Source organism: Mesobacillus sp. QJM3NY_10 (assembly GCF_056173465.1).
Genome location: NZ_CM149675.1, coordinates 1,334,951 through 1,359,321, shown reverse-complemented (window position 1 = coordinate 1,359,321; position 24,371 = coordinate 1,334,951). Strand labels below are relative to the sequence as shown.

Genomic DNA, 24,371 nt, shown 5'->3' with positions numbered 1-24,371 from the left:
CTTTGACAGTCCCTTGTCTTTTGGCGCAGCGAAATTTCTCATAATCCGGAGGTAGCCATGTCTAAAGAGAGCTCATTTGATATTGTATCCAAAGTTGAAATGTCAGAAGTCACAAATGCAATCAGCATCGCAATGAAAGAAATCCAGACCCGTTACGATTTTAAGGGCAGCAAAAGTGATATCTCACTTGATAAAGAAGAACTTGTCCTAATTTCCGATGATGAATTTAAGCTTGACCAGTTGAAGGATGTTCTATTCAGTAAAATGATCAAACGCGGCATTCCAATAAAGAATCTGGACTACGGGAAAGTTGAACGTGCTTCAGGTGGAACGGTCCGACAAAAAGCCAAGCTTGTTCAGGGAATTGATAAAGAGAACGCGAAGAAGATTAACACACTTATAAAGAACAGCGGTTTGAAGGTCAAGAGCCAGGTCCAGGATGACCAGGTTCGTGTCACAGGCAAAAACCGTGATGATCTTCAAAAAATCATCACTGCAGTAAAAGAAGCAGATCTTACAGTAGATGTGCAATTCGTGAATTATCGTTAAAAAAGAGCTAAAACTAAATGTTGGGTAAAAGCGGACAATGAGAGCATTGTCCGCTTTTATTTTATGAAAAATTCATGAATGGTTCACAAACCGCCTACGGTATTATCCTATTTACACGTTACAATTAATGTATTGATCTTAGATGTGACATTAGTCAGTTAAGGATACTTAATTTGATAAAACATTCACAAATCCTTCACAAAGTACTATTGGATTTCCCCTATTTTCACGTTAATATACCAGTAGGGGTATAAAACACATAAATTTCACAACCGAAAGGATGACAATACAATGAGTAAAAAAATCGTAATCGTTGGCGGCGTAGCAGGTGGAGCAACTACAGCAACTAAGCTTAGAAGACTTGATGAACAAGCTGAGATCGTTCTTTTTGAAAGAGGAGAATTCATTTCTTTCGCAAACTGCGGACTGCCTTATCATATTAGCGGTGTTATCGAAGATCGTAAAAAGTTACTTCTTCAAACTGTTGAAGGCATGAATGCACGTTACAACTTGGATATCCGCAATTTCTCTGAGGTGACTGCAATCAACCGTGAAGAGAAAACTGTTTCTATAAAACATGTTCAAACTGGTGAAGAATACACAGAAAGCTATGACGTACTAGTGTTATCACCAGGGGCGAAACCAATCGTTCCTCCTATTGAAGGCTTGAAGAGCGCCAATGTATTTACACTAAGAAATATTCCGGATATGGATAAAATTAAAGCATATCTAGAAGACAATAAACCAAATAATGCAGTCGTAATCGGCGGAGGCTTCATCGGCCTGGAAATGGCTGAAAACCTTGTCCACGCTGGAGTCAATGTTACTCTAGTTGAGAAATTGCCACAGGTTATGGGTCCAGTTGACCCAGAAATGGCAGCAATCGTTGAGGATGAGTTACGAAAGAATGGCGTTGAATTAATTCTTGGAGACGGAATCACTGACGTTCAAGAAAATGGCACAAAAGTTGTTCTTGAAAGCGGCAAGGTCCTTGATTCAGAATTGATTATCCTGTCAATCGGAGTTCGCCCAGAAAACAAGCTTGCAGCTGACTCTGGCCTTGAGCTTGGAGAACGCGGCGGTATCAAGGTAAATGAATACCTTCAGACATCTGATGAAGCAATTTATGCAATGGGTGACGCAATCGAGGTTACTGACTATATCAATGGACAGCCTACAATGATTCCGCTGGCATGGCCTGCAAACCGCCAGGCGCACATTGTCGGACACCATATTAATGGCCGTAACATCGCATATCCAGGAACACTGGGCACTTCAATCGTTAAAGTATTCGAATTGACTGCTGCAACGACTGGTAACAGTGAAAAGCTATTGCGCAGACTGGGCATTCCATATGAAGTCGTTCATATTCACCCACTTTCTCACGCTGGTTACTATCCTGGTGCAGAGCAAATCTCTCTTAAAGTCATTTTCGACAGAGAGACTGGCAAGATCTTTGGTGCACAGGCAGTCGGTAAAGATGGTGTTGACAAGCGCATTGACGTCATCGCAACTGCTATCAAAGGCGGATTGAGCGTCTATGACCTTCAAGAGCTTGAGCTAGCATACGCACCACCATTCTCTTCTGCAAAAGACCCAGTGAACATGGCTGGTTATGTAGCTTCCAATATTGTTGACGGTACGATCGAAACGGTTCAACACTATGAAGTTGACGAATTGCTTCAGGACGGCGCATTCATGATTGACGTGCGTACTGAGAAAGAGCATGCAGATGGCAAGATTGAAGGCTCAAAGAACATTCCGCTTGATGACCTGCGCAATCGTCTGGATGAGCTTCCAAAGGATGAAACAATCCTGATCACTTGCCAGGTTGGTTTGAGAGGTTACCTAGCCTCCCGTATCCTTCAGCAAAATGGCTTCAAGGTCAAGAACCTGACTGGCGGCTATAAGACTTACTCAATCTTTAAAAATAAACTTCAATAGTATAAATGCAGCGGCTCCTATTATGGGGGCCGCTTTTTTTGTTTGTGTCGACTTCTGAATTTTCCCTTTTTCGCTTCCTCTCACTGTTTCGGATAATACAAGCCTCTTGCTTTTACCCTTTTACGTTTCCTTTCACCGTTTGGAGTAATGCAGAGCTTCTGCTTTTACCCTTTTCGTTTCCTCTCACTGTTTGTGGCAATGCAGATCTCCTGCTTTTACCCTTTTACGTTTCCTTTCACCGTTTGAGGTAATGCAGACCTCCTGCTTTTACCCTTTTTCGTTTCTCAACATTTGTTGAGGTAATGCAGAGCTTCTGCTTTTACCCTTTTTCGCTTCTCAACACTTTTTGGGGTAATGCAGAGCTTCTGCTTTTACCCTTTTTCACTTCTCAACACTTTTTGGGGTAATGCAGAGCTTCTGCTTTTACCCTTTTTCGCTTCTCAACACTTTTTGGGGTAATGCAGAGCTTCTGCTTTTACCCTTTTTCACTTCTCAACACTTTTTGGGGTAATGCAGAGCTTCTGCTTTTCCCCTTTTTCGTTTCCTACCACCTTTTCAGGCAATGCAGGTGTCCTGCTTTACCATTTTTCAGCTGCTCACACTGCTGCGGCCAATGCACCTCCATGGCTAATTGAAGGAATTTCCATGTTTTTAATCTGGATTTTAAAGGAATTTAAGTAATGGTGAATTTAATTTTAGGAGTGGATTTAATATGCCTACTGAAAACAATAAAAAAGGATTCCCGCCCCAGCACCAGGACCATCAGCCTGGTACTGAGCCGGAGATGAATCCTGAACCCAAGTCAGTCGATGAAAATTATAAAGGATCTGGAAAATTAACTGGTAAAGTTGCCCTGATTACAGGCGGCGACAGCGGAATCGGCAAATCTGTTGCCATCTATTATGCGAAAGAAGGCGCAGATGTAGCGATTGTGTATCTTGAGGAAAGCAATGATGCGCAAACGACAAAGGAGCTCGTTGAAGCTGAAGGCCGGAAATGCCTGCTCCTTGCTGGTGATATCGGCAGTGAGCATTTCTGTGAGGAAGTGACGAAGAAAACTCTTGATGAGTTCGGGAAAATTGATATTCTGGTCAATAACGCAGCTGAGCAGCATCCGCAAAAAAGCCTGCTCGATATCTCTGCGGACCAGCTGGAGAAGACGTTCCGCACGAATGTATTCTCCATCTTCCATCTTACAAAGGCTGTCCTTCCACACTTAAAGAAAGGCAGCACAATCATAAATACATCCTCTATAACCGCATATAAGGGGAATGAGAAGCTGATTGACTATTCTTCGACTAAAGGTGCTATTGTTTCGTTCACGCGTTCCCTGGCCATGTCCCTTGCGTCACAGGGCATTCGAGTCAACAGCGTAGCTCCTGGCCCGATCTGGACTCCGCTCATTCCTTCCACCTTCACTGCTGAAGAAGTCGCGAAGTTCGGAACGAACGCTCCGATGGGACGAGCCGGACAGCCTTATGAACTCGCACCAGCATACGTCTATCTTGCTAGCGATGACTCTACTTATGTAAACGGACAGACAATTCACGTAAATGGTGGCACGATCGTGAATGGATAAAAAAAACTGCACCTCCAATTGTAGGGTCTACAATTGGGGTGCAGTTCATTTTGTTTTGTTTACACTAGTACTTCTTTATAATCCTTAGGATGACCGCAAGAATATCGAGTAACAATTTTGAATGGAACGATGATCCTTTTAATTGGCTCGTTAGGATTCTCTATAATTTGAATCAAACTTTTCGCAGCCTGGTATCCCAGGTCGAAAATGTTAATATCTACAGAAGTTAAAGGCGGTCTAGCCATCTCGGCAATCAGAACATTGTTAAAGCTGACGATGGAAACGTCTTGTGGCACGGCAATTCCCATTTCATCCAGCTTATTCAACACACCAAGTGCCATTAAGTCATCGGTAACTACCATTGCGGTAGGAGGCTGATCTAACGAAAGTAAAACCTCAACAGCATCCTGGCCGCTTTCGCGGAGGAATTCGTCATTGACGATGTACTTATCCTCAAGATGGATCCCAGAGTTTCTTAAAGCTTTCTCATAGCCAAGCAGGCGTTCAACCGTCACGACTAAATCCAGATTTCCACCGATGAAACCAATCCGGTCATGACCTAGCTGGATTAAATGCTCGGTCACTTCTTTGCCAGCTTTAAAATTATCGTTATCGACATAACTAGTATTTTCCTCATCTTTAAAAGGCTTGCCAATCACCACAAACGGAAAATGTCTTTCTTTCAAATAAGCAATGACCCTGTCTTCCACCTTTGAATATAAAAGAACTACACCATCTACTCTGCCGCCCTGAACCATCGCGACCACACCATCGAAGATTTCATCCTCTGTTTTCCCAGTAGTCATGTGAAGGGCGTATTGCTTTGAATGCGCTCCTTCGCTCAAACCTGTCAAGACAGTTGGAAAGAACGGGTTCTGGAAGACGACATCAGTAGAGCTCGGCATTACCAGGCCGATTGCCCGGGTAGATTGGCTAGCTAGGCTTCTGGCGATGAAGTTTGGGTGATACCCAAGCTGGTCCATAACCTCCCTGACTCTCTCTTTCGTTTTTTCGCTGATCCTCGGACTATTGGCGATTACACGCGAGACAGTTGAAGGCGCGACGTTAGCTACCTTCGCAACATCTTTTATTGTGACAGCCATAAAGTTCCCCTCCCTTTAGCCAGAAAAAATCCTTATCTCTATTATAAATGATTTGTCCCGTATTTTTGCTTAATTTTTCAAGGCTCCATTAAACAACAATGGAGGCAAGTTTTGGTCTTGCTCTCATTATTCCTTGCTTCGCTTCCTTCTCTTGAAAAGGAGGAAAATGAAGCCGAAGAACGCTGCGTATACAGCACCCATTGTCGCTAAATAAGGAATATTCAATCCAGTCTTTTCGGCTAGCACGTAAATCTCTGCTTTTTCACGTTCCAATGCAAGGTTATACTCTCCATCCTTGCTTCTGACAAGGTCATCTGCAAGCAAGCCTCTCAACTCTTTATCATCTTCCAGCTGATCCGCTGTCAGTATGACATTCTGGGTATTTGAGGTGTTATTAATTGCAATGACGGAAGTTTCGTTTTCATAGGTTCTCTTGAAAACGGCCATGCCTTTCTTTTCATAAAGCACTTCCAAGTCCCCTCTTCTTAAAGAAGGTAGGTCATTGCGCAGTTCCCCAATTTTCGTGACGTAATCAATTAATTCTTTATCCGCCCTGAAGCTCATCTGCCTGCGATTATCTGGGTCTTCCCCGCCATCAAGAGCAATCTCGCTTCCATAATAAACAATCGGGATTCCTGGAGCAGTATACATATAAGTCAGCGCCATCTTCCATCTTGTTCCGGGATGCTGTCTGTTCTGGACGGCTTTTCTTGTAAACCTGACCATATCATGGTTGTCGATAAAATTACCCATCAACTCAGGGTTTTCGTATATCGCTTTATTTCTTTTCGCTGTTGTTAAAAGCCAGTCCAAAGTTTGATCCGGTTTTTCGAATGCAGTGCGCAGCTGCTCATTCAATGGAAAATCAACAAAACCATCGATTCCTGCTTTATCATATTCAGCAATATAATTTGGATCCTCCGACCAAACCTCGCCAATCAGATAAAAGTCATCCTTGACACTTTTCACTTCTTTTGAAAAATCAGCCCAAAAATCAACAGGTACGTGGCGGACAGTATCCAGCCTGTATCCGTCAATATTTGTTTCTTCAATCCACCATTTAGCTGCATCCAATAAATATTTTCTAGTCTCCTGATTCTCCTGAGCTAAATCAGGAAGTCCATAAAGCCAGTTATTCTCCAGCTGTTCCTGGTCATCCCAGTCAAAGATATCCTGTTTTTCATGGAACCAGTCTTTCTTGCCTGGATCATTTACCCATTCGTGTTCTGGAGCGACATGGTTGACAACAAAATCAAGAATGATCTTGATGTCACGATCATGTGCCTCTTTTACCAGCTCTTTGAACTTGTCAACGCTTCCAAAGTGCTCTTCTGTATTGTAGAAGTCCTTGATCCAATACCCATGGTAGCCTTTATCGACATTATCGAATACAGGTGTCAGCCAAATAGCGGTAAATCCCATATCCTTAATGTAATCCAGCTGGTCGATGACACCCTGGAAGTCGCCTCCATGATAGGCTTTAGGATCATTTGCATCCACATCAAAATCATTGCTATTGTCACCGTTGTTGAAACGGTCAACCATTAAAAAATAAATTGTTTCATCCTGCCATTTGCGTCCTTCATTTTCAACAGCGCCTACCGGGAGGGCGTTAAAAAGAAGAAACGGAATCAAGATGAAGATGAGAATTTTTTTCATCTCCGGTCCTCCTCATAATTTAAGCAAAGACCAAATATGGCCTTTGCTTAAAATGTCTTTGCCCTAATAGATTATCCTTTTGTTCCTCCTGCCGTCAAACCAGAAACAAAGTATTTTTGGAATGACAAGAACAGGATTGCAATCGGAACTGCGATTAGTACGGCACCGGCAGCAAATGTGGTGAATTCTGCACCGAACTGTTTGGCTACCATATCATATAGACCAACAGCAAGTGTGTACTTTTCTTCCGTTCTTAAAAGAATTCTTGCAAGGATGAAATCCCCAAATGGTGCGATGAAAGCGAACAGCGCTACAACCGCGATGATAGGTGTTGCAAGCGGCATGACGATTTGGAAGAAGATCCTCAAATGGCCTGCACCGTCCATTTTAGCTGATTCATCAAGTTCTTTCGGAATGGTATCAAGATATCCCTTCATCAACCATGTATTCATCGGGATTGCGCCCCCGACATATACAAGGATCAAGCCTAGATGTGTATCAAGTAAGCCAGTCAATAAAGCAAGGATGAAAATCGCGATCAGTGCTGCAAAGTTTGGAATCATCTGCAGGATCAGGAATGTCATCAAGCTGTTTTTACGTCCGATAAAACGATAGCGTGAAAATGAATAAGCTGTCAGGCTGACAAGGATGACCGTAAATACCATTGTCAGTACACTTACCTTCAACGAATTCCAGTACCAGTACAAGTACGCACTCTGGTTAGTATCGAAAAGCTCCTTATAGTGAGCTAGCGTAGCATTTTCCGGAATGATACTTGAACCGGACAAGCTTTGTCCAGGATTGAAGGATGAACCGACAATCCAAAGGAGCGGGTAAATAATGATCGCAAACATAGCCAAAATCACAAGGTACGTTAGTGTCAGTCTGATATATTTCTGTCGTTTGATACTCATATTACATCATATCCTCTTCTTGGAATGATTTCGTTCTCTTGAACTGCCATAAAGCTACTCCAATAACAATCAATGAAAGGAGCATTGTAATAGCGGCTGCTTTTGAATATTGTGCAGATGTCATTGTGAGACTGTAAATCCACGAAATCAAGATATCTGTTCCTCCGGCATTCGCACCTGAAACTGCAGGTCCGCCGCCATTGAAGAGATAAATGATATTAAAGTTATTGAAGTTGAATGTATATTGCGTAATCAGGATTGGCGCTGTAGCGAATAGCACAAGCGGCAATGTAATATTCTTGAATTTCTGTAAGTTCGTCGCACCGTCCACAGTTGCAGCTTCGTACAATTCTTCCGGAATCGATTGAAGGACACCTGTTACCATTGCGAAAATGAACGGGAATCCAAGCCATGTTTGGATCATGATCAGTGCGACTTTTGTATACATGGCTTCAGTCATCCATGGAATTGGATCGATTCCAAAGAAACCAAGGATGTCACGGTTGATGGCACCGAATGATTCGTTGAACATACCAGCAAATACTAGGATTGAAACGAAGGCTGGAACTGCCCAAGGAAGAATGAACACTGTACGGATGATTGCCTTTCCTTTTACATCCTTCTGGTTTACGAGAATCGCAAGGAACATTCCCAATGCGACCTGAAATGTTGTAGCAACGAATGTCCAAATGATTGTCCATGATAGAACGGAGAAGAAAGTCTCACGCCATGATTGCAGTTGGAACAAATCAAAGAAGTTTTTCAGTCCGACCCAGTCAACCAGCTTTGCAGGCGGCGAGTGGTAAAGATCATAGTTGGTAAATGCAAGCAAGACTACGAATATGATAGGGAATACAACAACGAAAATAAGAAGCAGGAATCCCGGTGACATGATCAAGTATGGGAATCCATTATCAATCAGGTTATTATATTGTTCCTTAATAGAGCTTAGGCGCTCTCCCATGTCTCTTTTCAGGCCAGTCTTATATGCATCATTTAAGTTGAATAGATAGAAACCGATTCCAAAGAGCAGGACAATCAGTGCCAGGATCCCTTCAACCATCAAGAAGATGGAATGGTCACGAGGCGTCTGCTCTCCAAGTGTAAACAGACCCCATAAACCCATGTTGAGCAGATCTGCGAATACACCGAAGAATGCACCGGTCAAAATAAGAAATGCGATCCCTTTTAAATATTGTTTGTTGTATAGCTGTCCTAGCCCTGGAATAATCGAAAGGGCTGTTGCTATTCTACGGTGGTTGGTTTGATAGGATTTCTTCTCCATCCTATATTCCCCTTTCTCTTTCTATGTTTTTTTAAGGCTCCTAATCGTTAAACCCGCTTTCCATACTTACTTTAGACCATTCTCATCTATCCCACCGCTTAATTAAGAGGCTTTTTTAAAAGAATGAATAGTAAAGATTAGAAGCTACGATCTTTGCGAAGAGGCCCTAGTAAAAGCATCAGATGCTTTATGAGAACGAATACATTGTTTTCCGTTCTGGAAAATTCACTCGAGGCAACACTATCTATTGTATCGAATTATTCTGTTTTCACTCTCATGAAGCACCTGATAGGTATAAGTCTATTTTAGCGCAACCGTTTGCTCAATGAAAGACTTTTTTACTGCAGTTTTCATAAACTTTGTGACTTTTCACATACTGTCTACGAAAAAAACAGAAACTGGAATTTCATAGTGGAAAATATAACAGTACCTCCCAAGGGAGGTACTGTTATACCTTGTTGCTATTATTTAGCGTGGTTTTGCTGGATGTTTTGCTCGATTTGCTTTACAGCAGAATCAAGAGCTTCCTGTGGCTTAGCTTTGCCAGTTACAACTGTTTGCAATGCACTTGCCATTGGAGACCAAACTTCGCCCATTTCTGGGATGTTTGGCATTGGAACTGCGTCTTGAGTTTGAAGTGCAACAGCTTTAGCGCCTTCGTTTTCAGCAAGAGCTGGATCGTCAACAAGTGCTACGTTTGTTGGAACTTCAGCCGTTTGTTCGAAACGGTATTTCGCGTTTTCGTCATTTGTGATGTACTCAAGGAACTTAACAGCCCATTCTTGGTTCTTAGAGTAAGAAGAAACGTGCCATCCTTTAACACCCATGAAAGTCTTCATTGGAGTGCCATCAGCGAATTTAGGGAATGGAGCTACACCGAAATCGATGCCAGCATCTTTCATTCCGCCGAATGCCCATGGTCCATTCATAACAGAAGCAACTTTACCTTCGTTGAATAGTCCATCCATTGCAGATCCGCCGTTTTCACCGATGATTCCGTTAGGGAATAGCTTTTCAGTATACCAATTCTGGATGTACTGAGTACCTTCAACAGCACCTTCGTTGTTCAATCCAAGATCTTGTGGATCTAGAGCGCCGTCTTTTTCACCGAATACATATCCGCCGTTACCGCCGATCGGAGCGTGTGCAAAGTAGAAGTTATCCCAAAGAGCAAGGAAACCGTACTTGCCATCTTTAGTGTTAGCTTTTGCGAATTCGTATAAATCTTCCATTGTAGCAGGAACTTCAGTCATAAGAGCTTTGTTGTAGATGAATACTGGAGTTTCAGCAGACTTAGGAAGTCCGTATAATTTTCCATCAAATGTCTGAGCACCGATTGAAGATTCAGAGAAAGTACCCTTCACATCGTCGCTTACATTAAGTTCAGCAATGTGTCCCTGAACTGCAAGCTCACCAATTTGGTCATGTGGAAGAGTGATGATGTCTGGGCCAGTTCCCGCAGGACCGTCAAGACGTAATTGTTCTTTCATTTTTGTAGCCATTTCTACTTCTTTGAACTCGATTTTAACACCGTGCTCATCTTCGAAGTCTTTAGCTACTTTTTCTAGCCAGCCAGACTTATCTTTGTCTTCCCAAACTACTAGCTTCTCTGGTTTAGAAGCGTCTTCTGTTTTCTCGCCGTTGTCTTTTGAACCTGTGTTTTCTTCTTCTTTAGGTCCACAAGCTGCAAGTGCGCCGATCATTAAGACCAGCATCATGAAAATCGACAATGCCTTTTTCATGTGTATACCCCTCCTAAAAATATGTTGTAACTAATTATTGCGCAGAACGCTCACTGCCTGTGCAAACGTTTGTAATATTGTTTGCAAGTCTATGAAAACGATTGCACAACCTAACTCTTATTATAAAGACAAAAATGCTTTTGACAACTAGTTTTTTTAAAATTTTTTTTAAGTCATGTAAAATCGTTAAAGTTTTGTGAATCGACTTTTTAATAATTGACATTTCAAATTTAGTGGTCTACCCTTGTTTTAATCTTGATATATTGAAGCTCTTTCCGTTAAAATTTCATCTAATAGAGCTTTTAAATTTCTCTCCGCCCAAATGGAAAATCAGGATCACCAGCAGTTCAATATGAAAGGAATGGTTTCCACTTGTTAAAAGAAGCGATTTACCACCGTCCTAAAGACAATTATGCATACGCTTGCACAAATGAAGAACTACATATTCGCATTCGCACTAAAAAAGATGATATGAAAGAAGTATCCCTTTTAAATGGCGATCCATATGACTGGCAGGATGGAAAATGGAATACAAATACCGTTCCAATGATCAAAAGTGGATCTGACCAGTTATTCGATTACTGGTTTGTTTCTATTAAACCTCCTTTCCGCAGGATGCGTTACGGATTTATTTTAAATGATGGCAACGAAACAGCTTGTTTGACCGAAAAAGGGTTTTATGATGATCCTCCTTTGGATGATACAGGCTATTATTATGCATTTCCTTACCTTAACAATATCGATGTGTTCCGTGCTCCATCATGGGTGAAAGATACAGTTTGGTATCAGATATTCCCTGAGCGCTTTGGCAATGGAGATCCATCTAATGATCCAGAGGGCGCTTTGCCATGGGGCAGTGCTCCACCTGAAAGGGACAACTTTTTTGGCGGTGACCTTCAAGGTGTAATCAACAATATTGATTATTTGGCCAAGCTTGGCATCACCGGTATTTATTTTACTCCTATTTTCAAAGCTTATTCTAACCATAAATACGATACGATTGATTATATGGAAATCGACCCGCAATTCGGGGATAAAGAAACGCTGAAGAAGCTGGTTCAGGTTTGCCATGAGCACGGCATCAAGGTCATGCTCGATGCTGTCTTCAATCATAGTGGGTTCTACTTCCCTCAGTTCCAGGATGTACTGGAAAAGGGTGCAGAATCTCCATATAAAGACTGGTTCCACACGAACGAATTCCCACTAGTAATGGAACCAAGGCCAAATTATGATACCTTTGCTTTTGAAAAATCAATGCCGAAGCTGGATACGGAAAATCCTGAGGTCATTGAGTATCTACTTGAAGTCGGCCGCTACTGGGTCCGCGAGTTTGATATCGACGGCTGGAGACTTGATGTCGCCAATGAAGTCGACCACTCTTTCTGGAGAAAATTCCGTACTGAAGTGAAAGCAATCAAGCCTGATCTCTATATACTCGGTGAAATCTGGCACGATTCAATGCCATGGCTGCGCGGCGACCAGTTCGACGCTGTCATGAACTATCCTTTTACGACCAACATCCTAAACCTGTTTGCGCGTGGAACTATTTCAGTAAAAGAATTCATCGAGAACATGACGACAGTCAATCATATGTATCCGAAAAACGTCAACAAGGTTGCCTTCAACTTGATCGGCAGCCATGACACACCAAGAATCTTGACCGAGTGCGGAGGCAACGAAGATAAATTAAAACAAATCTTCACTGTATTGCTTTCTTACATCGGTACACCATGTATCTATTATGGCGATGAAATCGGCATGAGCGGTCCACAAGATCCGGGATGCCGCGAATGTATGAAGTGGAATGAACAAGATCAGAACCAGGATATGTTCGAACACGTCCAAAAGATGATTCAGCTTCGCAAAGAATATCCGCTTCTGGCAAATGAAGGGGAAATACACTTCATCCCATCTGACTACCATGAAAGCTGCTTTGCTTATACAAAGTCCACCGGTGAAACAACCATTATGGTAGTTGTGAACATGAGCGACGAAGAAGCAAGCTATCCACTGCCATTTAACTTAAAAGGCAGGAAAATCACCAATATCTATTCTGGCGAAGAATACGCAGCTGAAAGTGATGATCTTACAGCCAAGATTGCTGCAAATGGATTTGCGCTGTTCCAATTCTAAATTAGTAAACCCCTTTCCTGCCTGGAAAGGGGTTTGCTCTTTGTGCTGCTCGTGGACTTTTACACTTTTAATGACATTTTATCCTTATCGCGGAATTACTTCGTATTTTCGCGGAATTATTGCCGATTTTCGCGGAATTACTTCGCATTTTCGCGGAATCCCTGCCAAATATCGCGGAATAATCATTTACGTCCTCTTTATACACAAAGGAAGACTGGTCATAACCGAATAAATTTGTTAAAACTCAACTTTTTGGGAACAAATTATACGTTTCAGCTGCTTTTCCAATTATTTTTTTCGTAAAACGAATCTTTTTCACTTCAAATTCCTCCTATAGTCTGTATAATTAAGGAATTGAATTACAACTTGGAGATGTAAAACATGAAGAATAAAACTGCTAAACTTTCACTTTTTGCCATTACGTGGCCTCTTTTTATTGAAATTCTGCTTTATATGCTGATGGGAAATGCGGATACGCTGATGCTTTCCCAGTATTCGGATAATTCCGTGGCTTCAGTCGGGGTATCCAACCAGATTCTTTCCATGGTCATCGTTATGTTCGGCTTCATTGCAACAGGAACTGCCATCCTGGTTGCCCAGAATCTGGGCGCGAAAATGGATGACGATGCCCGTGAAGTTTCTGCGGTCTCAATTGGCGCAAATCTAGTATTCGGATTGATTCTGAGTGCGGCTGTTTTCATTTTTAGCGAGCAATTGCTAGGATTAATGGACCTGCCGCCTGAGCTGTTTGAAGAAGCCAATTCCTATCTGCGGATTGTCGGTGGCTTTTCATTCATCCAATCTCTGATCATGACAGTCAGCAGCATTATCCGCAGCTATGGCTTTACCCGTGATATCATGTATGTCACGATCGGGATGAATGTGTTGAATGTCATCGGCAACTATTTGTTCATCTTCGGGCCATTCGGCTTTCCTGTCCTGGGTGTAGAAGGTGTGGCGATTTCCACCACTGTCAGCCGGATTCTCGGATTGTTGGCTGCCATTTATGTCATGACAAAGCGAGTCCCTGGCTCAGTGCCAGTATCGATGCTTTTTAGTTTTCCAAAAAAACATTTGAAAAACCTGCTTAATATCGGCATTCCTTCAGCCGGTGAGCATTTGAGCTACAATGGGTCGCAGATGGTGATCACGTATTTTATCGCTACCCTTGGAACCCAGGCATTGACGGCAAAAGTTTATACACAAAACGTCATGATGTTCATCTTCCTATTCAGTATCGCCATCAGTCAGGGGACACAGATTTTGATTGGCCATATGGTCGGTGCAAAGGAAATCGAAAATGCTTATAAACGGGCACTAAAAAGCTTGAAGCTGGCGATTATCATTTCGATCGCTACTGCTGCGCTTGTCTCCTTCTTTACTAAAGACCTGCTCGGAATCTTCACGGATAATATGAGCATCATCGAACTCGGCACCACATTGATTTTGCTTACAATCATCCTTGAGCCCGGCAGATCTTTCAACCTGGTACTGATTAGTTCACTCCGGGCGGCCGGAGATGTGAAGTTCCCTGTTTATATGGGAATCCTGTCGATGTGGGGAGTCAGTGTAACCTTGTCTTATTTCCTGGGAATACATCTAGGTATGGGGCTGGTTGGAATATGGATTGCCTTCATCGCCGACGAATGGCTGCGCGGACTGCTTATGCTGTGGCGCTGGAAATCCAGAGTGTGGGTCAAAAAATCATTTGTGCCGGAAGTCCAGCCAGCACAGACTGATTAGGTTATGGAGATTAAACTGCCGCATAAGAGTTCTATTAGCTCTTAAATGTCCCCTTATAGGAGACGATTTCGCGGCATAAGGGTACTATTAGCTCCTAAATGTACCCTTATAGATAGCGGTTCACACACATAAGGGTGCTATTAACTCTTTAATGCACCCTTATAGATGGCGATTCGCACGCATAAAGGTACTATTAGCACTTAAATGTACCCTTATTGGGAGCGATACTGCTGCATAAGGGTACTATTATTTTCACTGACATGGGTGCAGTTAAAAACTCCCGGCCGGAATGTTGAATTCCAGCCGGGAGTTTTTTATTTTCCAACTTGGTTGATGAACTGGGGTAGCCTTTTAATAGGATAGAACCTTTGAATTAATATGGGTGATGACTTCCTGAGTATTTGAAGAACCGCCGATATCTTGCGTTTTTACTCCTTCAGCGATTGACTCTTCAATTGCATGCAGCAATACCGACCCGAGCTCTTTCAGGCCAAGGTGATCGAGCATCATTTTTGCGGTCCAGAGCTGTCCGATCGGGTTGGCTATTCCACGGCCTACAATATCTGGAGCTGAGCCGTGCACAGGCTCAAACATGGAAGGATATTGTCCAGTCAGGTTGATATTCGCCGCAGGTGCGATACCAATGCTTCCCATGATTGCTGCTCCAAGATCAGTCAGGATATCGCCAAAAAGGTTGCTGGCTACTATTACATCAAAATGGTGAGCCTTCGATACTAAAAATGCACATAGAGCATCAATATGATTGCTCTCTGTTTCAATCCCCGGGAACTCACTGCTGATTTCATTGAATACCCCATCCCAGAATGGCATGCTGTGGACAATTCCATTTGATTTGGTTGCACTCGTGACTCTGCCCCTCCTGCCCTGCGCTAGCTCAAAGGCATGGCGTATGGTCCTTTCCGTCGCTTTACGGGTAAAAATCGCATTTTGGATCGCGATTTCATCTTGACCGCTATGGATTCTCCCTCCTGATTCACTGTATTCTCCTTCGCTATTTTCACGGACGACAATAAAGTCAAAATGATTTGGTTCTGCAAGCGGGGACTTGATTCCCTCAATATATTTCGCTGGCCTGATATTGATCACCTGCTCGCATTCACGTCGGATTTTGATCAGCAGGCCCCATAAAGAAATATGGTCTGGAACAAGCTGGGGATTACCGACTGCCCCAAGATAAATAGCATTTGTTTGCTTAAGCTGCTCAATTCCGTCTTCGGGCATCATCTGGCCATGTTCAAGATAATACTCACAGCTCCACGGATGTGATTGGTAACGGAACTTCACACCGCCATGAAGGTCGGCGAGTGTGTCTAAAACTTGCAGTGTCGCAGGAACGATTTCCTTGCCGATTCCATCCCCTGGTATTACGGAAATATCTAATTGATTCACTTATATCTCTCCCTGCTATTATTAATATGTAACTGTTATTTTTAACATTGATGCTAAAGAGCAGTGCAGCAGTTTTCGCTTCCGAATCCTCGCTATCTGCTGGAAATATGAATAGGAAGAAAAAAGGATCAAGGATTCCATCGGTCATCTGGACTCCTTGATCCCTCCTTTCCCAATTTGCTATAACACTTGGACTTAGACTGCAAGTGTTTTATCTGCCTCTTTTTTCACGATGATCAGCTGGACAGCTACCGCAGACGCAATGATCACAAGCGCGATTAAATCTGTCTTTAAACCAGAATGAATTGAAAGAAGTGAAGCAATGATCAGCAAAATCCTCGTGACCCAAGTGGCGCGCCGTCCCGCGAACCAGCCCTGGACACTGGCTGACAGCAGGTAAATACCGATGGCTGCTGTGGTCACAGCAATGGAAATCTCCATAAAGCTTCCTACCATCAATAATTGCGGGCTGTAGATAAACATGAAAGGCACGATGAAGGCTGCAATTCCCAGTCTGAATGCTTCCACTCCCGTTTTCATCGGGTCAGTGCCTGCAATTCCAGCTGCTGCATAGGCTGCTAGAGCGACTGGCGGTGTGATGGCTGACATGACAGCATAGTAGAAGACGAACATATGCGCAAACAGCGGTTCAATTCCCAGGTTAACCAATCCAGGTGCAACAACGGAAGCACCCACGGCATAGGCTGCTGTTGTCGGCATACCCATTCCAAGGAAAATTGCAATGAACATAGCGAACAAGAGAGCGAGGAATTCACTGTTTCCTGCCACTGAAAAGAGCATGGAGCTGAATCTAAGGCCAACACCTGTCAAGGCTATTACCCCGACGATAATGCCGGCGGTGGCACAAACTGCTAATAGTTGAATTGTGTTTTTCATCCCAAGTTCTAAAGCTTCCAGAACCTTCTTTAGCCCCATTCTCGTTTCCTTGCCAACCCAGCTGATAGCGAGACACGCCAGAATGCTGTAGGTTCCCGACATGATGACAGAATATCCATTCAGCAGCATTCCGATTAACAGGATGATTGGCACAAACAAGTAGGCCTTTTTTAAAATACTTTTCAGACTTGGCAAATCTTTTCTTGATATTCCCTTCATGCCCTTTTTGATTGCTTCAAAATCGACCATGAAATATACAGACAGAAAGTATAATATCGCCGGAATGGTCGCAGCAATAACAATTTCGCTATAGCGGATTCCGGTAATTTCGGCCATCAGGAAAGCCCCAGCTCCCATGATTGGGATCATGATCTGGCCCCCGGCCGAAGCAGTTGCCTCTGTTGCTGCAGCAAATCGACCATTATAGCCTACTCGCTTCATCAAAGGAATCGTCAACGAACCGGTTGCAACCGCATTTCCTGCTGATGTACCATTCATCATTCCCATCAATCCGCTGGAGATGACAGCTACTTTAGCCGGGCCTCCCCGCATTCCTCCTGCAAGCGTAAAAGAAAAATCAATAAAGTAGCGCCCTACACCTGACATCTGTAAAAACGCCCCAAAAATAATAAAAAGCAAAATATATTTGGATGAAACATCGAGCGTGACTCCGAATATACCGTCAAGACCATAAATATAGGTAGTAAAGCGTTCAATACTGTAGCCGCTATGGTTAAGAATGCTTGGAAGGTACGGACCGACGAAGGCATAAAGAATGAATATGCCTGCCAGAATCGGGAGCGTCCACCCACTTGTCCTCCTTGTAAGTTCAAGAACCAGCAATATTCCTGCCAACGCCACGATAAAGTCCATTGTTGTCGGCAGGACACCAAATCGGAAAAGCAATTGTTTTAAATTCATATATATATAGATAAAGATGCCGACGCTTGCCAGGATAAGAATCCAATCGACAAAATGAATCCGTCCATTCGCTTTTTTCCACCCCGGGAAGAGCATGAAGCCAAGAACCGCTCCAAACAGTAAATGGGCGCTTCTGAATAACCATGGATCAATCGGGTTAAAGTTTAAAATATATAAATGGAACAGCGCTCCGATTACAGCAATCGTGGTGAACAGGATCTTAGTCCAGCCAGTGAACCTTCGTGCCTCGCTGGCACTTTCGACCTGTTCCTCCTCTTCAGCTTCTTGAAGCATCTCAAGGACGGGCTTATTAATCAATTCGGACTGCTCTGTTTTTTCCTTGCTCATTTTTACACCTGCCTTCTTAAATATACCTATCCCCCATCAAGGGGGATAGGCAGGTATTCTACTTTTTATTCATCTCTGGCGGATAGACTGACTCCGGCAATTCAATGCCTTTTTCTTCGTAATATTTAATTGCCCCTGGATGCAGCGGGACATCTTTATTGACCGTGATTGCTTCTTCTACTGCTTCCTCCATTGATACATGGGTTTTTACTAACATGTCATGATTTTCATGATAAGCTTTCACCAGGTCATAAACAAAGTCCTGATTGGCATCCTTTCGCACGATTCCAAAGTTGAACATGGCAATCGTTTCGATGTCTTTATCAAGGGTCGTGTATGTGTCGGCAGGAATCGTGAACGGGAAGAAGTACGGGAACTTTTCAATAACCTTGTCCCTCATTTCCCCTTCGATCCCAAAGAAATTGATTTTCCTTTGAACTTCGATTTCAGATACGGCAGAAATAGGAATACCTGCTGCATATCCGATGATGTCAAGCTGGCCATCCATCTGCTGAGAAGCCATGTCACTTGCTCCAGCCTGGACATTATCAGTATCCAATCCCAAAACTTCATGAATTAAAGGAACGTAGGTACCGGAAGTTCCTCCAGCCGGTCCAACACCAACACGTTGACCTTTAATATCTTCAATTTTCTTAACCCCTGATTCTTCCAACGCCCACCAATGAATCGGTGTAGTATACATCGGGAAAATAATCCGGACATCGTCCATCTTGTTTCCGCCAGTCCATTCTCCGGTTCCTGTAAATCCTTCATAAGCCGGACCGAGTGTTACCATTCCGATATCCTGGTCGCCTGCCTGTGTTAATTGCATATTATGGACAGGTCCTCCTGTCACTTCAACATTAGCTGTAATATCCAGCTTTTGTTCTAATAATGAGGCTAAACCTCCACCAACAATGAAATAAGTGCCTCCCTGTGAAGCAGTTCCAATTTTAACGGTCTTTGGATAATCCTGATATTTGATTTCAGCTGCTTCACCGCTCGTCTCGCTGCCTCCCCCATTACCGCAGGCCGTTGTCAAAACCAGTGACAATCCAGCAACTGCAGCGATTGCTTTCTTTTTCCAATTGAACTTCATTGTATTTCCCCCTTAATTTTTTTAACTATATGGCTCTCAAGGCATTTTGCTGGCAAATCAACATTAACCTATCCCATAACAGAGCCTGGTGTTAGTCTTCTGCCCCTTTGTTCCTCGGAAGCTGGTTTATAAATTCTGCTCCAAACCGATTGGCGAATCTTTGGTAAATCGGCTTGAGAGCTTCTACCCATAATTCTTTTTCTTCTTCAGTTAAATAGTGGATTTCAACACATCCACAGTTCTTCAACTCTTGTAAACTCTCATCATTCAACTTCCTGGCCATCTTCTTTTCCCAGACAGTAACCTCCTTAATAGATTCCTGGAGGATTTGCTGCACATCTTCAGGCAATTGGTCCCAGAATTCTTTTTTCAACAATACGACATACCCGAGATAACCATGATTGCTGACTGTCATATGCTTCTGCTGGGAATGGATCCCTTTGCTGACAATGTTGGAGTATGTATTTTCCTGGCCATCGATCTCGTTTTTCTCCAGTAATTGATATACCTCATTGAAAGAATTGGATTGTATTTCTGCTTTCAGTTCCAGAAATTGCTGCCTGATTATCTCACTTGGCATAATCCGGAACCTTAATCCGCGGAAATCTTCAGGCTGGATGAGCGGCTTTGAAATATTGGTCATTTGCTTGAATCCATTTTCCCACATGCCCAATGGATAAAAACCTTCCCTCTCGATCCCCTTCAATAATTTGTCCCCAACATTCCCGTCAAGATACTCTTGGACCTCATCGGTGTCCTGAAATGCAAAAGGCAAGTCAAGAGCTTGCCATTCAGGCACAGAGGAACTGATTTTGGCTGTTGCAGGAGCAATCATCTGGATATCACCTCTTAGCAGCGCATCGATTTCCTCTCCATCCTTATAAAGATATCCATTCGGGAATACCTGGACCTCGACAGACCCGTTTGATTTCTCTTTGACCAGGCTGGCAAACTTCCTGGCAGCCATTCCTTTTGGAGTTTTTTCACCGACGATGTGTGAAAACCGGATGACAATTCTCTCTTCCCTGCTAAGCTGCTCGTGATCTTCCGCCAGCTTCTGCGTCTGGCATGAAGATAAAGATAATAAAAGCAGTGGAAATACCATCAATAAAATCATTCTTGGCTTTGTCCGGAAAAGGTAATGAATCACTGGCTCAACTTGCCCCTTCCTACAATCTTGGCAAAACATTGACATTTTAATGAAAACTTTTTGTCTATATTTTGATAATTCAAATTATAAAGCGCTTCCATTATACCAACAAGAAAAAGACCATAATGGTCTTTTTGGTCTTTTTGGTCTTAAAATATGAAAGATTGAATTTTATTAAAGGCTCTTTTCTCAAACTACGTTGCTAATTGACTACAAAATAGGATTTAATGACCTCGTAAAGTTGACTCTTTTGTGAGAAAAGAGCATGCAAACTTAATACCGACCTGCTAAATGGCCGTATATGACGTTAAAATCGGCTTTAGGATTTTAACAACAATCTTTTCGAAAACAGCCTTATTACATGAAATAATAATGACTTGGCCGTCCGACACTCCCATATTGGATATGCACCCTGATTTTCTTAGATTGTACGAGATACTCCAGATATCTTCTTACCGTTACCCTTGCCATCCCTAATACGGATGCAAGGCTTTCAGCCGTAACGGGGTCTTTTTGGTCCATCAATGCTAATAAAATTTGCTTCAGTGTTTTTTCACTCAGGCCTTTTGGCAGGTATTCTGCCTGTCCCTGCATTTGTTTGAATTCGTCGATGTCTTCCTGCTTCAAGCTGGGTGCAGCATTTAATTTGTTCCACATTTTCTCGTATGCCTCGAGCGCCGATTTGAATCGGTCAAAACGGAAGGGCTTCACCAAATAATCAACCGCACCTAATCGAAAAAGATCATGGATGGTCTGGGCATCCCTGGCTGCTGTGATCATGATAACATCCGTAGGGATATCCCGTTCTCGTATCGATTTCATTACCTCCATGCCGGATAAATCCGGCAAAAACATATCGAGTAACACCAAATCCGGCTTTAGCCCTTGAATCTCTTTGACTGCTTCTGCTCCCAAGGCAGCTGATCCGCATAACTGGAATAAGGGAAGCCTTTTTAGGAATCCAATATTCACATCAAGAACCATTGGATCGTCTTCAACTATAAAAACTCTTATCATTCTCTCCCCTTCTTTCCACTTCAATGCTTATTTCTGTCCCATAGTTGATTTCGGATACGATTTCAACCGTTCCACCCTGAGCCTCGACAATCTGCTTGACAAGCGCGAGACCAATCCCTCTGCCTTCCTTTGCCTTAGTGCTGAAACCATATGTAAAAATATTGTTCCAGTCTTCAGCCCTGATTCCTCTCCCTTTGTCCCGTACCATAATCATCAAATGATTTTCATCTCCCTGCAGAAAGCATTCGACGATTTTATTCTTGTCTTGAGGCGAATATGCCTCAAAGGCATTTTCAATCAAATTTCCCAGGACTGTGATTATATCGCCAGGACTGAAACCATCCAAAAGGTGATGCAGATAACTTTTCCTGTCAAAATGAAACTGGATTCCAAGCTCCCTGGCCCTTGCTCTTTTTCCTAAAAGCAAGCCCGAAATCGAATAATCCGAGATCGAATCTTTCAGAAATTGGATCATATCCTCTTCATCAGTTGTTTCATCAATTATAATATTGAGGGCTTCTTCGGTCCTTTCCAATTGAATTAACCCAGCAATGCTATGCAGCTTATTCATATATTCGTGATTCTGCGCCCTTAAGGCATCCACCAGCGTTTTCACCCCTGTAAGCTCTTCAGCCAGACGGTTTGCTTCAGTCTTGTCAACCATTGTAATAAATGAGCCAGCCGGCCGCCCCTTAACGTAAATCGGATAGAGAGATACTAGGTAAATTTTATTAAATATATTCATGCTCCGATTTACAATTTGCAGGGACTCAGTATTATGGAGGGCTTTTGATATACTATCATTTAAATTAGGAAGAATCTCTGTTAGGCCATTGTCCCTGGTTATTTCTTTTTCCGAGTCATTATACATGTATTCTTTAGCCAGCCGGTTCATAAAAGTGATTTTCCCTTTTTCATCCGCAGCGATGATTCCCATATCCATTGCCTGCATGACTGCAGACCGTTCCTCGGCGAGTCTGGCAATTTCATAGGGTTCCAGATTAAATGTTTGTTTCTTAATATTATTTGCCAGGAACAAAGAACCGAAAAGCCCAATCATCAAACCCCATATGAGAGATAGGAAGATATCATTCTGATATTGGGCTACAAGAGAATGGAATGTTGGAGTAAGAATCCCGACAACGGCAACCCCGACCTGGACAACTCCTTCCTCATCCATAATCGGAACAAAAGCCCTGACCGAATTGCCCAATGTTCCTTTCGCTTTTGACACATATTCATGTTCTGATAATGATGCCTTCTCATCCCCTCCGACAAACTCCTTGCCAATTAGGCTTTCTGATGGATGTGAGTATCGGATGCGGTTCATATCTATAATCACAATATAGTCCACACTGGTAGCCAGCCTTGTCCGTTCCGCAAAAGGCTGGATAAAAGTTTCCCCTCCCGGCTTCCCGACATTATTTCGGATACTGGGCATTTGTGCAACTGTTCTGGCTATGGCTATCGCCCGCTCACCCAGCTCCTTCTCAAAAGCATCCGAAATACTGTAAACCATGATTAATCCGCTGGTAAAAATAGAGCTTGAAACCACAAAAAAAGACATCATTAACATTTTAGTCCTTAAACTCATTCTCATAAAAAGCCATCCTTTAGATGTTCTGAATTCCTGGGTATCCTGGACGGTGGCGGTGTTAAGATGACCCCTTGTCCATTACTTTAACTGATAGCTCTAACCTATTAATCTTCGAACATTACAATTTAAGATAACTCGGACTGGACACCTGTTTATCCAAGTGATGCCCTTATTTCCTCAGCACCAGAAACAATAGATTTGATTAACCCTTTAACGGTTTGGTCCTTTGCCAGCCCTGGGCTTTGTCCCGACCAAAGCGACATGAACCTGCTGTCATTCCCTGTGGCTGCTGCTTTTCTTATCTGGCTCGTCAGTTTATTTTGAACTGGATAATCAGTAATGGGAACCTGACTTTCTTCCATTTCTTTGATGAATTGATTTTTGATCCCTCTAGCCCATTTACCTGAAAAAGCGCGGGTCAGGACAGTATCTGAATCAGTTGCCCGGAGAACGGCTTGTTTGTATACTTTGTGGGCACCGCTCTCTTTGCAGGTCAGGAAAGCTGTTCCCATTTGCACTCCCATTGCCCCTAAACAGAGCGAGGCTATAAACCCTTTTCCGTTCATGATCCCTCCGGCAGCAATAACCGGGATTGATACCCTATCCGTTATCTGAGGAATCAGTGACATTACTCCTATCAGATGATCTCCGCCATCTTCTAAAAAAGTCCCGCGATGCCCGCCCGCTTCACTTCCCTGCCCGACAACGATATCCATGCCAGCACTTTCATTCTGCACTGCTTCATTTACACTTGTAGCAGTTCCAACGAGGATAACCCCCTCCCTTTTTAACTTTGAGATGACTTCTTCCGAAGGAATGCCAAAGGTAAAAGAGCAGACAGGAACTTTTTCTCCAATGATGACTTCCAGCACCTGATGGAATGTAACATGTTCCTCTTTCGAATCCGGGAATACTGGGATCTCCTCCTTAATATTTAACTCATCACGAACAGGCTGGAGACTATTGAAGGCCAAGTCAAAATCAAGCTTTGAGATTTGAAAATCGGACGGAATAAACAAATTCACCCCAAATGGTCTGTCTGTCAGCTTTTTGATCACCCTTATTTGACTTCTTAACTGGCCTGGTTCCAAATATCCTGCACCGACCATACCAAGGCCTCCTGCGTTTGATACCGCAGCCACCAGTTCCGGGGTTGTCACCCCTCCTGCCATTGGTGCTTGTATGATTGGGTATTCAATATTCAATAACTCCGTCACCCTGTTATCCCACATGTTAAGAACCCTCCTTTTCTTCGTTATTCTTCCATCTAGCCTTAATCTA

General features: G+C 43.0%; 17 protein-coding genes. 5 read left to right on the top strand and 12 right to left on the bottom strand.

The features are described 5' to 3' along the window. Nucleotides 1-57: 57 nt before the first annotated feature. The 3 genes from AC0VX7_RS06780 (at nt 58) to AC0VX7_RS06770 (ending at nt 4,072) form a co-directional block, all read left to right on the top strand. The gene (locus AC0VX7_RS06780) at nt 58-549 is read left to right on the top strand and encodes a YajQ family cyclic di-GMP-binding protein (protein ID WP_475427207.1); all 492 of its coding nucleotides are present in this window, start codon (nt 58-60) and stop codon (nt 547-549) included. A 291-nt stretch (nt 550-840) separates the two neighbouring features. Next, nucleotides 841-2,493: a CoA-disulfide reductase gene (locus tag AC0VX7_RS06775; RefSeq protein ID WP_475427206.1), complete on the top strand. Its 1,653-nt coding sequence runs from the start codon at nt 841-843 to the stop codon at nt 2,491-2,493. 712 nt (nt 2,494-3,205) lie between these two features. Further along, on the top strand, nt 3,206-4,072 hold the full coding sequence (locus tag AC0VX7_RS06770; protein WP_475427205.1) for an SDR family oxidoreductase: 867 nt from the start codon (nt 3,206-3,208) through the stop codon (nt 4,070-4,072). A 59-nt stretch (nt 4,073-4,131) separates the two neighbouring features. On the opposite strand, the gene AC0VX7_RS06765 is transcribed toward AC0VX7_RS06770, so the two are convergent. The 5 genes from AC0VX7_RS06765 to AC0VX7_RS06745 all read right to left on the bottom strand — a co-directional run bounded on the left by AC0VX7_RS06765 (nt 4,132) and on the right by AC0VX7_RS06745 (nt 10,775). Next, nucleotides 4,132-5,175 carry a LacI family DNA-binding transcriptional regulator gene (locus tag AC0VX7_RS06765; RefSeq protein ID WP_475427204.1) on the bottom strand — a complete coding sequence of 348 codons (1,044 nt, stop codon included), beginning with the start codon at nt 5,173-5,175 and terminating at the stop codon, nt 4,132-4,134. Nucleotides 5,176-5,301: 126 nt separating this feature from the next. Beyond that, nucleotides 5,302-6,834, bottom strand: coding sequence for an alpha-amylase family glycosyl hydrolase (locus tag AC0VX7_RS06760; RefSeq protein ID WP_475427203.1), 1,533 nt, complete (start codon nt 6,832-6,834; stop codon nt 5,302-5,304). Between the two features lie 71 nt (nt 6,835-6,905). Further along, complete coding sequence (locus AC0VX7_RS06755) at nt 6,906-7,748, bottom strand: sugar ABC transporter permease (protein ID WP_023615332.1); 843 nt, start codon at nt 7,746-7,748, stop codon at nt 6,906-6,908. A gap of 1 nt (nt 7,749) precedes the next feature. Then, a complete protein-coding gene (locus AC0VX7_RS06750; RefSeq protein ID WP_475427202.1) occupies nt 7,750-9,033 on the bottom strand; it encodes an ABC transporter permease subunit in 1,284 nt (427 codons plus the stop codon). A 464-nt stretch (nt 9,034-9,497) separates the two neighbouring features. Next, nucleotides 9,498-10,775 (bottom strand): sugar ABC transporter substrate-binding protein, encoded by a 1,278-nt coding sequence (locus tag AC0VX7_RS06745; RefSeq protein ID WP_475427201.1) that lies wholly within the window; start codon nt 10,773-10,775, stop codon nt 9,498-9,500. Nucleotides 10,776-11,147: 372 nt separating this feature from the next. Here AC0VX7_RS06745 and AC0VX7_RS06740 point away from each other — a divergent pair, with 372 nt between their 5' ends. Then, nucleotides 11,148-12,908 carry an alpha-glycosidase gene (locus AC0VX7_RS06740; protein WP_475427200.1) on the top strand — a complete coding sequence of 587 codons (1,761 nt, stop codon included), beginning with the start codon at nt 11,148-11,150 and terminating at the stop codon, nt 12,906-12,908. A 381-nt stretch (nt 12,909-13,289) separates the two neighbouring features. After that, nucleotides 13,290-14,651: an MATE family efflux transporter gene (locus AC0VX7_RS06735; RefSeq protein WP_475427199.1), complete on the top strand. Its 1,362-nt coding sequence runs from the start codon at nt 13,290-13,292 to the stop codon at nt 14,649-14,651. 351 nt (nt 14,652-15,002) lie between these two features. Here the strand turns inward: AC0VX7_RS06735 and AC0VX7_RS06730 are convergent, their stop codons facing one another. The 7 genes from AC0VX7_RS06730 to AC0VX7_RS06700 form a co-directional block, all read right to left on the bottom strand. After that, a complete protein-coding gene (locus tag AC0VX7_RS06730) occupies nt 15,003-16,061 on the bottom strand; it encodes a tartrate dehydrogenase (protein ID WP_475427198.1) in 1,059 nt (352 codons plus the stop codon). A 195-nt stretch (nt 16,062-16,256) separates the two neighbouring features. Continuing rightward, a complete protein-coding gene (locus tag AC0VX7_RS06725) occupies nt 16,257-18,227 on the bottom strand; it encodes a TRAP transporter permease (RefSeq protein WP_475427197.1) in 1,971 nt (656 codons plus the stop codon). A gap of 58 nt (nt 18,228-18,285) precedes the next feature. Further along, complete coding sequence (locus tag AC0VX7_RS06720; RefSeq protein ID WP_475427196.1) at nt 18,286-19,326, bottom strand: TAXI family TRAP transporter solute-binding subunit; 1,041 nt, start codon at nt 19,324-19,326, stop codon at nt 18,286-18,288. Nucleotides 19,327-19,417: 91 nt separating this feature from the next. After that, a complete protein-coding gene (locus AC0VX7_RS06715) occupies nt 19,418-20,476 on the bottom strand; it encodes a DctP family TRAP transporter solute-binding subunit (protein ID WP_475427195.1) in 1,059 nt (352 codons plus the stop codon). Between the two features lie 357 nt (nt 20,477-20,833). Then, nucleotides 20,834-21,493 (bottom strand): response regulator, encoded by a 660-nt coding sequence (locus tag AC0VX7_RS06710; protein WP_475427194.1) that lies wholly within the window; start codon nt 21,491-21,493, stop codon nt 20,834-20,836. Continuing rightward, entirely contained in the window at nt 21,471-23,093 is a 1,623-nt protein-coding gene (locus AC0VX7_RS06705) for an ATP-binding protein (RefSeq protein WP_475427193.1), read from the bottom strand. Before AC0VX7_RS06705 ends, AC0VX7_RS06710 begins: the two co-directional genes overlap by 23 nt. A gap of 149 nt (nt 23,094-23,242) precedes the next feature. Next, entirely contained in the window at nt 23,243-24,322 is a 1,080-nt protein-coding gene (locus AC0VX7_RS06700; protein WP_475427192.1) for an NAD(P)H-dependent flavin oxidoreductase, read from the bottom strand. Nucleotides 24,323-24,371: the final 49 nt, after the last annotated feature.

What these genes read in the sequence shown, in the direction of transcription:
- AC0VX7_RS06780 (WP_475427207.1), top strand. Translation starts at nt 58, where the DNA reads ATGTCTAAAGAGAGCTCATTTGATATTGTATCCAAAGTTGAAATGTCA.
- AC0VX7_RS06775 (WP_475427206.1), top strand. Translation starts at nt 841, where the DNA reads ATGAGTAAAAAAATCGTAATCGTTGGCGGCGTAGCAGGTGGAGCAACT.
- AC0VX7_RS06770 (WP_475427205.1), top strand. Translation starts at nt 3,206, where the DNA reads ATGCCTACTGAAAACAATAAAAAAGGATTCCCGCCCCAGCACCAGGAC.
- AC0VX7_RS06765 (WP_475427204.1), bottom strand. Translation starts at nt 5,175, where the DNA reads ATGGCTGTCACAATAAAAGATGTTGCGAAGGTAGCTAACGTCGCGCCT.
- AC0VX7_RS06760 (WP_475427203.1), bottom strand. Translation starts at nt 6,834, where the DNA reads ATGAAAAAAATTCTCATCTTCATCTTGATTCCGTTTCTTCTTTTTAAC.
- AC0VX7_RS06755 (WP_023615332.1), bottom strand. Translation starts at nt 7,748, where the DNA reads ATGAGTATCAAACGACAGAAATATATCAGACTGACACTAACGTACCTT.
- AC0VX7_RS06750 (WP_475427202.1), bottom strand. Translation starts at nt 9,033, where the DNA reads ATGGAGAAGAAATCCTATCAAACCAACCACCGTAGAATAGCAACAGCC.
- AC0VX7_RS06745 (WP_475427201.1), bottom strand. Translation starts at nt 10,775, where the DNA reads ATGAAAAAGGCATTGTCGATTTTCATGATGCTGGTCTTAATGATCGGC.
- AC0VX7_RS06735 (WP_475427199.1), top strand. Translation starts at nt 13,290, where the DNA reads ATGAAGAATAAAACTGCTAAACTTTCACTTTTTGCCATTACGTGGCCT.
- AC0VX7_RS06725 (WP_475427197.1), bottom strand. Translation starts at nt 18,227, where the DNA reads ATGAGCAAGGAAAAAACAGAGCAGTCCGAATTGATTAATAAGCCCGTC.
- AC0VX7_RS06720 (WP_475427196.1), bottom strand. Translation starts at nt 19,326, where the DNA reads ATGAAGTTCAATTGGAAAAAGAAAGCAATCGCTGCAGTTGCTGGATTG.
- AC0VX7_RS06710 (WP_475427194.1), bottom strand. Translation starts at nt 21,493, where the DNA reads ATGATAAGAGTTTTTATAGTTGAAGACGATCCAATGGTTCTTGATGTG.
- AC0VX7_RS06705 (WP_475427193.1), bottom strand. Translation starts at nt 23,093, where the DNA reads ATGAGAATGAGTTTAAGGACTAAAATGTTAATGATGTCTTTTTTTGTG.
- AC0VX7_RS06700 (WP_475427192.1), bottom strand. Translation starts at nt 24,322, where the DNA reads ATGTGGGATAACAGGGTGACGGAGTTATTGAATATTGAATACCCAATC.